Annotated in this window: 12 protein-coding genes; all 12 read left to right on the forward strand. The window is 39.1% G+C overall.

The genetic code is table 11. The annotated features are described in order from the left end of the window. Window positions 1-271 precede the first annotated feature (271 nt). The 12 genes from ACNQ0W_RS23810 (at window position 272) to ACNQ0W_RS23865 (ending at window position 11,705) form a co-directional block, all read left to right on the forward strand. Window positions 272-1,144: a hypothetical protein gene (locus ACNQ0W_RS23810; protein WP_000041927.1), complete on the forward strand. Its 873-nt coding sequence runs from the start codon at window positions 272-274 to the stop codon at window positions 1,142-1,144. 57 nt (window positions 1,145-1,201) lie between these two features. Beyond that, window positions 1,202-1,579 (forward strand): hypothetical protein, encoded by a 378-nt coding sequence (locus tag ACNQ0W_RS23815; RefSeq protein ID WP_000120822.1) that lies wholly within the window; start codon window positions 1,202-1,204, stop codon window positions 1,577-1,579. A gap of 60 nt (window positions 1,580-1,639) precedes the next feature. Continuing rightward, the gene (locus ACNQ0W_RS23820) at window positions 1,640-2,617 is read left to right on the forward strand and encodes a hypothetical protein (RefSeq protein ID WP_000810361.1); all 978 of its coding nucleotides are present in this window, start codon (window positions 1,640-1,642) and stop codon (window positions 2,615-2,617) included. A 57-nt stretch (window positions 2,618-2,674) separates the two neighbouring features. Beyond that, window positions 2,675-3,733 carry an ATP-binding protein gene (locus tag ACNQ0W_RS23825; protein WP_000063335.1) on the forward strand — a complete coding sequence of 353 codons (1,059 nt, stop codon included), beginning with the start codon at window positions 2,675-2,677 and terminating at the stop codon, window positions 3,731-3,733. 131 nt (window positions 3,734-3,864) lie between these two features. Continuing rightward, window positions 3,865-4,038, forward strand: a complete 174-nt coding sequence (locus ACNQ0W_RS23830; RefSeq protein WP_001176645.1) for a hypothetical protein — start codon at window positions 3,865-3,867, stop codon at window positions 4,036-4,038. 63 nt (window positions 4,039-4,101) lie between these two features. Beyond that, on the forward strand, window positions 4,102-5,229 hold the full coding sequence (locus tag ACNQ0W_RS23835) for a DUF3150 domain-containing protein (RefSeq protein ID WP_000174396.1): 1,128 nt from the start codon (window positions 4,102-4,104) through the stop codon (window positions 5,227-5,229). Window positions 5,230-5,305: 76 nt separating this feature from the next. Then, window positions 5,306-7,312 carry a VWA domain-containing protein gene (locus ACNQ0W_RS23840; protein ID WP_000762700.1) on the forward strand — a complete coding sequence of 669 codons (2,007 nt, stop codon included), beginning with the start codon at window positions 5,306-5,308 and terminating at the stop codon, window positions 7,310-7,312. A gap of 72 nt (window positions 7,313-7,384) precedes the next feature. Beyond that, window positions 7,385-7,606: a hypothetical protein gene (locus ACNQ0W_RS23845; protein ID WP_000192120.1), complete on the forward strand. Its 222-nt coding sequence runs from the start codon at window positions 7,385-7,387 to the stop codon at window positions 7,604-7,606. 113 nt (window positions 7,607-7,719) lie between these two features. Further along, on the forward strand, window positions 7,720-8,952 hold the full coding sequence (locus tag ACNQ0W_RS23850; RefSeq protein WP_000220379.1) for a DUF7146 domain-containing protein: 1,233 nt from the start codon (window positions 7,720-7,722) through the stop codon (window positions 8,950-8,952). A 269-nt stretch (window positions 8,953-9,221) separates the two neighbouring features. Next, window positions 9,222-9,743, forward strand: a complete 522-nt coding sequence (locus ACNQ0W_RS23855) for a hypothetical protein (protein ID WP_001011130.1) — start codon at window positions 9,222-9,224, stop codon at window positions 9,741-9,743. 78 nt (window positions 9,744-9,821) lie between these two features. Continuing rightward, a complete protein-coding gene (locus tag ACNQ0W_RS23860) occupies window positions 9,822-10,700 on the forward strand; it encodes a hypothetical protein (protein ID WP_000762003.1) in 879 nt (292 codons plus the stop codon). 69 nt (window positions 10,701-10,769) lie between these two features. Continuing rightward, a complete protein-coding gene (locus ACNQ0W_RS23865; RefSeq protein ID WP_000691119.1) occupies window positions 10,770-11,705 on the forward strand; it encodes a hypothetical protein in 936 nt (311 codons plus the stop codon). Window positions 11,706-11,788 lie beyond the last annotated feature (83 nt).

Genomic DNA, 11,788 nt, shown 5'->3' on the forward strand with positions numbered 1-11,788 from the left:
ACCGTCTGAATTTGCAGCGGGCTGGAGAAAGGGTCATTCTGAGAATGAAGATTCCGACGTTACTAACTGAGCGTTGTATCTAATCGTGGGGGCAGGTCAACCAAACCGTAACTAATTTAGCTCCTCCTGGGGCTATTTTTGTTGCGTACTTCTAATGCCAGATAGTATAAATCAGGCGGTTCATAGCTTACGGGAGATGAATGACAGGCTTTGCCTTCGTGTTGAAACAAAAATTTGTTTCTTCCTTCTTACTATATATAGGTGACCCCAAATGTCTAAAAATAAAGCTCGCAGTAAAGCCCTTCATCAAACCTTTAGTGAAATTATTCCAGAGATGGATAAGGCGCTAAACAAACAGCTCTTAGAAGTTCTGATGAAATATACAGAACGTGATAATGAACTGATTGTTATTTTGAATGAGGACGGCCCAAATATCATTGAACTTAAGTCTCTTAAGCCTGTGTCTTTGTTGGCCGAAAAGCTTTCTGCTTATTCAAGCTATTATCATGTGGATGTTGTGGAGCTCGTGGTCAAGAAAATTGATTTCGAAGGAGCTTATAAGCTTCTTAAAGCTTCCCCAGATGTACCACTTTTTAAAAGCTTAACTGAACTGGATAAATATCTTGTTGAGGAGTTTGAAAAATACGGATTAAATTCATTTCTTGACGTGGATAATCTGGATTACTCACTTGAAAAAGCCAGTGAACTCAAAAATGAGCAGTTAATAAATTGGGTTTCGGACATCATTTGCAAACGTGAAAAATTAACTTTACGTAAGCGTTTTGATGTCGCAGTAAAGGCCCACTACGAAAATGTAGAAAAAATGTATGATACCATTCGTCCGTTAATGAAAAAACTGGGTTTCCCAGAAGATCTCATGACGCACACCTTTAGTGAGTTAAGCGTTTTTGAAACTAAAGGATGGGACCATGCAATAAAATCGAAAATTGAGACTCTCGCTAAGCGTGAAACTCAATATTTAGATGATGCGGCTAAAGCAGAGAATCGACGTCTTGTAACAGAGAAGTTGGAGAACTCTTTAGCGATTGCACCAACTAAACCAACAAGAAATTGGTTACATATTGCCGGAATTGCCTGTTTGGTAGTCTGCACGTTCATGTATGTAACTAATAAATTTATTTAATCCTGTTAAGGGGGAACCCTAACGGGGCTTCTCTTTGAACAAATCGAGGAGCGGAAAATGTCATATCTTGAATATATCAATGAAGTAAAAGTGTCCGGGATAGTTATCAGTGCTGTGGAGAAAAAAATGACTGACCAGAGTATAGGTTTGTTAATAAAGCTCAAAAATAGGATGAAGACAGAAGTTGATGGTGAAATCACTGAGAGAGAATTTTCAGTTCAAATCAAGGTGTCGCCTGAAATGTATTCAACCTGTTTCACTGGTATAAATCAGGGTGATGAGTTGATGGTCTCCGGTTATATTGTTGTCGATACTATTATGATTGAAGGGAGAGAACATCCTCTTGACTACATGAGAGTGGTAGCAACAAGTAAGTTGGCTCACATACCTAAACCTCTAAAAGGTTTTGGACAAAGTAGCTTTAATCAGATCTGACATTAAACCCACCCTAAAGGGGAGAAATCCCTTCATGGGATTTCTCCTTTTGGAGTCCCCATGAAACAAAAATTTAGGGCTACTGCAATAAGTAGTAATCAACTTAGTTTTTTTTCTATATTCGATATAGATGAAGATGAAATAACGCAAATAGTTGATTCACCCAAAGAGCATTTAAATGATGCATACACGTCCGGATTAAACTTTAAATCAGATGAAAGTAACATTTCTGAGATAAATTATGATTCTGAAAGGCGTGAAAATCACCTTTATGAAAAATCCAAATTACTTAAAAATCAGATTTTGCATACAATTAATTTTGCAGCAGAAACAGATTATCTATATTCGGTTGAAGAATATAACCCAGATTTGGGTGGTCTGGTAATAGAATGGACCCCTGAGGATGTGTATGTTGTTTTTCTATCCGCTATGGAAGAGTCTTTGGAAATCATTAAAGAACTAGTGTTGAGGAGAAAGTTATTCTTCAAAGATGACAATGGTAATATCACAGTGAATCCACTTTTAGAAGCTGAAACACGGTGGTATATGTCAAAATCATTTGAATACACTTGTTTATCTCATGGACTTGATGCATGTGAATTTAGAGCGGAATTAAAATCATGGCTCTATTATCATTCGCATCGTTCGATTAGTGAAAACACGAAATTAGCTGAATGCAGGAATGATGATGAAATCATTTTGCATGATTGCAATGACGATATGGGCTGGGACATCTTCTTTGATCAGGATTATTTAATGTCAGAAAAAAAACTGGCTGTTAAATGGACTGACAGGGAAATTATGGATGTTTACATAAAAGCTTTTAAATCCACATTAGAGTTGTTTGACGAGCTTGTTTCATGTGATCTGTTAACTAAACGAAACGCTTTTGGCAAGTTAGAAATAAATCCAATATTCGAAAATCATTTTGAATGGATCATGTCTGAAGCTTTTGAAATAGTGGGAAATCATCTTGGTTATAATGTGCCTCAAATCAGGAAACTGATGGCAACTATTTGCCAAATGAATCTCAAATAAAATGCCACTGGCAAACATCTGCCAGAGGGCGGTGTTTGCATTTTACCGGAGTTAAAAATGTCTAATGCCGCTATGAAGTTAAATGAAACATCTTCTGATGCTTATGAAAAATTAGAAGCTCTTCTTTCCCCGGATGTTATAAAGTTAAAACATTATGTGGATAAAGGTGAGTATCTTTTAGTTCTAGCAAAGGACCTTTTTGGTATTCCAGAAATGGATCCAAAGATGGCTGTGCCTGTTTTCAAAACTAAAACCTCGTATCGAGCTCCGCTGAACAAAGACTACATACCAAATCCCCGAATACTTGAACAAGTGGTTAAACTGCTTATCAGTCCGGATATAGATTTAAGTGTGTGTCTTAAAGGTGAGTCCGGTTCTGGCAAGACTGAAATGGTAATGTACATTAGCCACATGATGAATTGGCCGCTGACAATTAAGCAGATCAACAGCAATATTCGAGTTGATGAGCTTGAAGGTGAGCGCAGTCTTAATGGTGGTAATACAGGTTTTGTACACAGCGATTTGGTAACGGGATTTCGTAATGGTCACCTCATTCTTCTGGATGAAGTGGACAAAATCGATCCTGATACGGCAGCAAAACTTCACATGCCCATTGAACGTAAGCCCTGGTCACTCAGTGCTAATGGTGGTGAGGTTATAACTGCTAATGGCTACACGCGATTTATTGGTACTGCAAACACAAACATGAGTGGAGGCGCTCGCCGGTTCGTTTCTTCTCAACGTCAAGATGCAGCTTTTATAAAGCGGTTCTTGATAGTTGAAATGGAGAAGCCCGACAAAGTTGCTTTAACCAATGTGCTTACTAAACGATATAGCTCTTTGCCTTTTCAGGTCATTGAGAAGTTCGTAAGAGTAGCGATTGCAGTAAATGACTCTGGTACAGAAGACAGTGTGATGGATATTCGTCAATTAGTAGCTTGGGTTGGCACGTCGATGACGTTAAAAACCTTTAGTCTTCTTGACACTTTCAAAATAGCTTTTGCTTCTGCTTTACCTTTACATGTGGTCGATCTTGTTCTTCAAGCTATAGATCTTTCTCTTGGCGAAGACAAGGATAAATCGCTGGAGTATTTCACAGCAAAAAAGTCGAGTTAGATGGGATTTGTTATGAAACCTCTGATATTTGTATCTCAGAGTTATCCCATCTTGAATTTAGTGCGTTTTTAAGTACGGATGGTGCTGCTACCATTGCTATAGCAAAAAACGGAACTAATTTTACTGGACTTATGCAACTGAATAACGACTATTCTTTATTGTTTTATCATGATGGTAAAATAAATATGGAAGGTCTAATTAAAGAAATGGAATTAAAAGGTTATATGTATCAGGGAGCAATGGGCAATGATGATGTTGCCGCTGAGTTTCCCGGTATTCTTTTAATTGCACCAGAGAAGCTTTAATATCAACCCTATCGGGAAATCTTTCCCGTTGGGGAGGGTTTCCCCTTTTTTTTGGAGAAACCCATGACTTTAAATACTTCAATGCTTAACAAAGTATCTGCAAAACAAATCTCTGAGAATTTTGCAAAATCATATCCAGATTTACTGGAAGGTGCAGTTATAACAAAAATTGAAATAAGTGGCTGTCAAGGATCGCGTCGAACCGATAAAATCGATTTGTCTTATGATGGAGATGATATTACGGATCAAAAAAGCGTATCTAAAAGCGAAGTACGTTGGATTGACATAAAAGCCCTTAGCTTCAAAAGTACGATTACCAGCAGAATATCAACCCTTTGCTCACGCTTGTGCATCCGCTATAGCAATATGTGGATTTTACCAGTTTCCAGTATGGAAGAGTTTCTGGAAGGGGCCCAAGAGATTGAACGAGAGTTTCAGGCAGGTATTCAAAACGTTGTAGACAATTATGAGATGCATATTGAGGCTGAAAAAAATAGAAGCCCAAGAATGTCTTCTTTGATTGATCAGTTGAAATTAACTAAAGATGATTTCATAAAATCCTTTAGATTTAATATTGCTCACTTTATTCCTTTTACGCCTATTAGCGTTGAAGGTGATGAAACCCAGGACTACTATCAGGAACAATTGATAACAGATCTGGCAGAAGAAGCAATGAGGGTTTATGAAAAAATTAGTAAAAATAATAATTTGCGCTCAAGTACTATTGACCGACTGAAGCAAATGCAAAATAAGATCATTAGCTTCATGTTTATACATAAAGAGGCGGCAGTACTTGCAGAAGCTATAAAACACATAATGAATAATTTACCTAAAGGTGCCATTTCTGAACCTCGCGACGTTGCGGTGTTACAGCAGTGGTTTTATTTCATGAGTGATGCTTCAATGTTAAAGCGTATTATTTCAGGAGAGCAAAAGGTTACTGACTGGTTGGAATCTATTACCAGATCATTTAATCAAAGCTCACAAACAGAACCGAACGCGCTACAGAACACAGGTATTGAAGCTATTTTAGATTCAACAAATGTGTTTCAGGTTGAACCTGTCGTAGAGAACGATATAAAAAACAGCACGTTTTCAAACACTGATTCTGTAGCTGAACCTGAGAAATCAGTTTCGCAACAGGAAGACAATGCTGAAAATGGTTTTGATATCGAGCTCAAAGGCTGGTAACTGTTTGCTTTATTAAAAACCCCAGATGGGTACTTCACCATCTGGGTGAGTACCCCTTTTTATAAAGAGGTATTCTATGAAATTAGATCTTAAATCATCGCCGCGCCATATTAAGCGTTTACAGAATATAGCAAAAGTCATTAGCGGCTTAGGCGATGTAAGAGTTGTAATAGACGACAATACCAAAGGACCGTATTTTGATCCTGTCAATAAAGTTTGTGTTTTACCAAACGGCGATTATAGCGATGATGACTTTGTCAGTCTGATTGAAGGTTTTACCTGTCATGAAGCTGGTCATGGTCGCTATACCGTCAGTGAGGTTTACAGTGACGCCTTTAATAGTGTTCTCATGTCATCTGAAGGGTTTACACGCTTCGATGACGGAATGAATGCAGAGTTTGAGAGCCTCGCTGAGAAACGTAAAGCTTATAGCAGGGCAAAACGTCTTACCGGGCTTATAAATCTGTTCGATGATGTACAGATGGAAGAGAAGGTTGGTAACGATTATCCGGATGCAAAGCGGCGGCTTGCAGCCACTTACGCACTGATGGTTAAAGCCGGAAGGATGACTCCTGATATATCTTCTCGTCCGGAAAATCCTGTCCTATTTATTGAGTGGTATCTGCTTAACTCATTGCGAGTAAAAGTCCTTCAGCAGGTAGGTCACAAAGAAACCCTCGATCCGTTTTTTGACTATGCCCAAAAGATACTTTCTCCAGTAATTTCTGATGTTGAGGAAATTTTTCATGATGCTCTTGGTTGTGAAAATACTCAGGGCTGTGAATCCCTTGCTCGTAAGACCCTGGCTCTTTTAGAGAGACTGCGGGATGAGGCAAAGGAACAACAGCAGCAGACAGAGCAGGAGGAGCAGGAGGCATATGATGAATCCGAGACCGATACCGATACCGAATCAGAAGATAAATCGCTTACGTCGACTGATAGTCGTGAGGATGATTCTGAGGACGATAGTGAAGGTCAGGCAGATACTTCCGATAACGCTGATCTTGCTCAAGAGGGATGTTCTGAGCCTTCAGAACTTGCTGAAGATAACGAGGGAAATAATGAACCCACCGGTGGCAATCCCACGGGTGATAACATTATTGAAGACGATACTGATGCGATTAACCCTTCCGAGAGTGAATCAGATGAAGCCAGTTCGACTAACGTTGAAGATGAAAGTAACTTTTCATCGGCTCAATGGGAGATACTGGCAGATTTGTTGGATGCCTTTCTTAGCAGTGATGAGGATAGCGAAGATTATCACGATGCTTTGGCTAAAGAGATTGAAGGTATTGCATCAAAAGTATCCGATGACGTGAAAGCCGAATTCGGTGCTTCTGAATGGGATATCCCTGATCTCCTTATCGATTTGAATGTTTACAATGAGGCTTTGTCTCTGAGTCATTCAATCGGTAGCGACTTGTCTGTTTTACAGCAGGTTAAAATGCGTGGCCGAAACAAAACTCATGAGCGTGGAATTACCTTCGATGGAAATCGATTAATTCTGTCACAAATGGGAGTTCGTGATGTCTTCAGAGCTCAAAGCGAATCTAAAAATAGAGGGCATGTTGGCCTCGTATTAGTTCGTGATATTTCAGCGTCAATGGCTAATGATGAAAGATATATTCATGCCATTAAGTCAGATCTTGCTTTATCGATGGCCGCTGAAAGTTTGTCAAAAATGCATGTCTCCAATATAGTTTTTCCCTTCAAGGAAAGTGAATTTGAGATTATCAAAACGTTTGATCAAAGCGTTGAGGAATCTCTATCGAAATTCACTCTTGGATGTAAGGGTTATTATACCCCTACGGGATCTGCTTTAATGGCAGCTGTTGATCTGTTACTTGACAGCCAATTCGATAGGAAAATAATTTTTCTTATAACTGATGGTTATCCGAATAAATCGGAATTTACTATCGTCGAAGTTATGGAAAAGGCTAAATGTAATGGAATAGAAATCGTTGGTGTTGGTATTAAGACTGATGAAATAATTGGTTTTGAAACGGACACTTTCGTAACAGTTGATGATACTTCTTTATTGTCTATTGAAGTCAGTAAGCTAGTTCATCAAATACTTTCTTAATAAACTCTACCCAATCGGGGCAAAAAGGCCCCGGTGGGTCTTTTTGCTCCATGAAGGAATAAGGAGCAAAATATGACTCAGATAAAAACTTACCGTGTAGAACATGAAAAAGTCGGTGCGATGCATAAAGTCCGTATTTTCGGACGTGTTGGTGAAGTTATAAGCAATGATAGCCCTCAGGAAAGAATCTTCCGCGAAGTCACTATAGCGGAGGGTAATAGCCAGCAGGCTGCGTTACTTGTAGATAACTACATACAGCGTCTTGAGAATAATGGCTTCACGACTGAAGCATAAATGTTGAGGGCCCCCGGGCCCTCTTTCTTAAATTCTGCGTTGTGGGTTTCTCCCTGTCTTCTGCACCGCAGAAGGCATTGAGAAACTCACAATGCCAGATAAGAGAGATCATCATGACTTATGCATCCCCGGCTCTTCGTCGTAAACCACAGGAAGTATCTGAACACTTTATTAAACTCGTTCATGCTCGAATTGCTGAAGTGTCTGGCTGGAAGTATATATTCGAAAGAATACCTGCTTTCAAAGACGCTTGTGCAAAAGCCCCGAGCCAGGTTCCTTGCCCGTTTACTGGCGCAGGGAAATCGAAGTTTCGTTTCCGACAAAAAGACCTTTATACCGGATGTGCGATCCATAATGACTTTCCGGTAAATGAGTTTTGCGACGGAATTGATGTTCTGGCGAAATATTATGAATTAAGTAAAACGCAGACTTGCAAAAAGATTCTCTCAGATTTTTTCGGGATGGATCTGCATGCTCCGTTAACTGACGCCGACATTGAAAATGAACGACGCTATAAATCAGCAGTTCGTGCCACAGAAACTCTTGACCGAGAGGAAGTGGCAAAGCGAATGCGAAAACTTGATGTGATGTATCACTATACCGGTGAAATAAAGCCTAATACTCCTGTTGCTTTGTACCTCCGTAATCGTGGGATCTCCCGCTTACTGAGTCACTTACCAAAGGATTTAGGCTTTAATAACCGGATCTACTATTGGGATAAAGATAAGCAGAAATCGATTATCTATCCGGGAATGATTGCAATCTATCGTGACACCCGAGGTCGGCCTCTGACTATCCATAGAACATACGTAGACAAAAACGGTGATAAGGCACCTGTAGAAAATCCAAAGCTGATGATGAAGCCTCCTGCCGATATGACAGGTGGCTCAATTCAGTTGTTTGACCCTCACTATGATTCAGGTAGTTCGACCTGGACACTGGGAGTGGCTGAAGGGATCGAGAATGCGCTTTCTGTTGTAGAAGCGACTTCAACACCATGCTGGGCAGCCAGCTCCGCATGGTGCCTTGAAAACGTTACTGTTCCTGATTTTTTACTGCCTCCGCCGGATGTAAAATATATAAACTTTTATATCTGGGCGGATAAGGATATTGCTAACTCACAAGGCACTCGTGCCGGTATCGAAGCTGCTCAGCGACTTCAAAGCCGCATGGTTGAGTTTTTGGCTAAACGATATCCCGCATCAAAGCTGACAATTGAAGTCTTCGAACCAGCACAAGATATTCCTGATGGGAAAAAGGGTATCGACTGGAACGATGTTCTCCAGTTAACAGGGCAGGATGGATTCCCGATTCACTGGGCTCCTGAATGTCTTAATCAGCTGTAACAACGATAACTCCCCCGCATTTTGCGGGGGGGGTTATCTTATCAATATTATTTTTTAAATTGTATTGATAAGATAACCGCTTTCCTTCGTGATAATTACCTGCCTTTAAGGTCTTTTCACGGCTGAGATGCTTGCTCAGTTAAATAAATGTGCGGTACTACTGGCTATGGTCGGTTGTATGACATGGTTATTCCATAAACTATTAAAACCCATAACGGGAGTATTACCGTTATGGTGATGCTCGTCGTTTTACATCGGAGAGCATTTTAATGAATTTTCAAACTAACGAAGTTTTTAATAAATTTGCTGCTGTTATAAAATCGCGCATCGTCAATGAACCATCGTCATGCTATTTGCTGCATGATAATGAGATAGATATAACGATTTTGAAACATGGCATATTAGAAAATGACAGAAACCTGTTGTACGTAGTTCGTCCTTCAGGAACGTGTTTGTTGCGTTGTGACAAATATTTCTATCCGAAATATTATCTTCGTTGCCGTGGAGATTATAAGTCATTCATATATGTCCATCTTGATCTACATAGTGGTGAAGCTAAAGAAATCACATGGGAGCAAGCAGACGATATGCTGTCTAGTCCAGGAAAACCCCCATTAAAAGGAAATCTTGGACGATTTGAGTATATAAAAGTTGTGGTTGAGGACCTTCGTATTCGAGGTTACGCTGATTATCTTCCTGCGTATAATCTTGATGACCTTCGCCGTTTTGCCTTACAGGACGACCGCCCATCCCTTGTCAGATACATTGACAATGTAATGGCAACGGTCTGATTGGTTGCTAATTGATTTACATATTTTCCCTGATGGCCAACCTGCATCAGGGAGGCCTCAATAACGACTGGAGGCTGTATGAAGTTAGCTACGGACCTGGTAAAAGCTATTTTGATTAGAAATGGTGTTGAACCAGTAAATATAAGCGAATCATCTAAATTATCTTTGAAACAACCACTGACAGAACTTAAATTCAGTTTATATTTGCGAACTGAGCATTTATCTCACTTCCTACCCGGTTATGTTTATTCTATAAAAGAATGTCCACTGTCATATGACATCGGGATCGAAATTCAGAAAATCTTCGAAAGTTTACATTTGTTAAACGAAGAATTTGAATCCCTCGGTTTTGTTTCTGTATGGATAGAAATGCATCAAAGCATTTTTGAACAAAGTCGGTTTAAGAAAAGTAACTTTACTTTTCGGGAGGAAGAGGTCGAGCTTGCTAAAGGGCTTGTTTGTTCTCACAATTCACAAATAAGTAATGCGGCTTATTTCTGGCTTCAGCACTTTGAGGAGTTTATGATTTATGTTCGTAATAAGCTTATCGACCTCTTTCGAGAGGCCTATGACCTGATCCTTGGAATGCAGCAAGTATTTTTCATTCGGGAAAAGGAAGAGCTGTTGAAAACTATAAGTTATGGGGATGACCTGTATGAGGTGAAATTAATGGCGGCTGAGCTTTACTCTATCGAACAGAACTTAAAGTGTTCTGAATCGATAAGTACAAAATCTCAAGCTTCGGCATATATTAACCGCATCCGTGAGTTTGTGCGTTCGGGGTGGAGGCAGGGCTATATAGTCTGCCATCATAAGCGAAGTAATCAAATCTCATCATTGTCATTACCGATGTACTTGAAAGATACGTCAGGCCGAAGTGCTCGAAAGCGAGTAAAACGTCTTATATCTTCTACAGTTTGTGGTAGAAATAAAGATTTAGGTCTTACAGATTTTTAATTAAATTATACCCATGTGGGGATCACACCCCATATGGGAGTGATCCCTTTTTTATTGAGAGAGGATCACATGAAAATTATCGAAAAAATCATTAATGCCTTTTTGGTTGTTCAACATAAAAAAATACAGGTTAAAAACATTACATTTTTAGACAATGGGCAGGGCATGTTCTCTGGTATGTCTTTTGATGCTGATGTTTCACTGGAGTTTATGTATGAATCAGCAAAAGCATATAGTTCTTGTTTCTGTGATATTCCCTTTCCAGGTTTTGAAGATGCAAATCTGGAGGAAATTACGAAATTTCAATTAGATGCTTTGAAGCAAAGAAAGAATCATTCTTTCATTGTTAACCATTTGAGGTTTCCTATAGTTTTAAGGGAAGGGTGCAAAATCGAAAGAGGAGAAGTCTATTCAATTTCGAATTGCACTTATAATAAAGAAAGATTGCAGTATCTTTTTTCTCAGGATATTTACGGTAAGTTGTATAATTCCTTAGAGAAAGAATTAAGCTCGTTTTTCTCATTTATCAATGTTGAGGTGCACGAGTTGTTAAAAGATGCTGTATGCTTTGCATTAAAAATCCTGAATAAGATATCTTTGGATACACCTGAAAGACTTATTAAAGCTTTTAATTATCGTGACTGGTATTGTAGTTACGATGTTGAGCTTTTTAGGAAAGGCTTACCTGGTCATATTCTGGAAGAGCTCATTGCTCCAGATATCTTACTTTCAGACCTTAACGGTTGTAGAAAAATACTTAGAAATGCAAAACGATTTCTAAATGGACATACAAAAACCAATTGTGTTTATATTAAATATGAATGGTGGTTGGGGCCTGTGGATACCTCACACTCAGCTAAGTTGATGTCTGACAAAGAAATTAACAACCGAAGTGACTTGAAGAATTTTTCAAAGGTCTTTTTCAAAGAGTGTTTAAGTTCTGGTAAGTCGGAATATGAAAACCATCTTAGTGAAAAAGAACATGCGCTTCGCTACAATTATTAATTAAAATTATTTTCTCCCATAGGGATTTCTCCCTTTGGGAGAAATCCCTCTATTAAGAGGGTATTTAAATGAATGCGATACAA

Source organism: Enterobacter cloacae complex sp. 6730903 (assembly GCF_048283985.1).
Taxonomy (GTDB): domain Bacteria; phylum Pseudomonadota; class Gammaproteobacteria; order Enterobacterales; family Enterobacteriaceae; genus Enterobacter; species Enterobacter hormaechei_C.

Excerpts from the sequence above, each read along its gene's own strand:
- ACNQ0W_RS23810 (WP_000041927.1), top strand. The coding sequence starts at position 272 with ATGTCTAAAAATAAAGCTCGCAGTAAAGCCCTTCATCAAACCTTTAGT.
- ACNQ0W_RS23815 (WP_000120822.1), top strand. The coding sequence starts at position 1,202 with ATGTCATATCTTGAATATATCAATGAAGTAAAAGTGTCCGGGATAGTT.
- ACNQ0W_RS23820 (WP_000810361.1), top strand. The coding sequence starts at position 1,640 with ATGAAACAAAAATTTAGGGCTACTGCAATAAGTAGTAATCAACTTAGT.
- ACNQ0W_RS23825 (WP_000063335.1), top strand. The coding sequence starts at position 2,675 with ATGTCTAATGCCGCTATGAAGTTAAATGAAACATCTTCTGATGCTTAT.
- ACNQ0W_RS23830 (WP_001176645.1), top strand. The coding sequence starts at position 3,865 with ATGCAACTGAATAACGACTATTCTTTATTGTTTTATCATGATGGTAAA.
- ACNQ0W_RS23835 (WP_000174396.1), top strand. The coding sequence starts at position 4,102 with ATGACTTTAAATACTTCAATGCTTAACAAAGTATCTGCAAAACAAATC.
- ACNQ0W_RS23840 (WP_000762700.1), top strand. The coding sequence starts at position 5,306 with ATGAAATTAGATCTTAAATCATCGCCGCGCCATATTAAGCGTTTACAG.
- ACNQ0W_RS23845 (WP_000192120.1), top strand. The coding sequence starts at position 7,385 with ATGACTCAGATAAAAACTTACCGTGTAGAACATGAAAAAGTCGGTGCG.
- ACNQ0W_RS23850 (WP_000220379.1), top strand. The coding sequence starts at position 7,720 with ATGACTTATGCATCCCCGGCTCTTCGTCGTAAACCACAGGAAGTATCT.
- ACNQ0W_RS23855 (WP_001011130.1), top strand. The coding sequence starts at position 9,222 with ATGAATTTTCAAACTAACGAAGTTTTTAATAAATTTGCTGCTGTTATA.
- ACNQ0W_RS23860 (WP_000762003.1), top strand. The coding sequence starts at position 9,822 with ATGAAGTTAGCTACGGACCTGGTAAAAGCTATTTTGATTAGAAATGGT.
- ACNQ0W_RS23865 (WP_000691119.1), top strand. The coding sequence starts at position 10,770 with ATGAAAATTATCGAAAAAATCATTAATGCCTTTTTGGTTGTTCAACAT.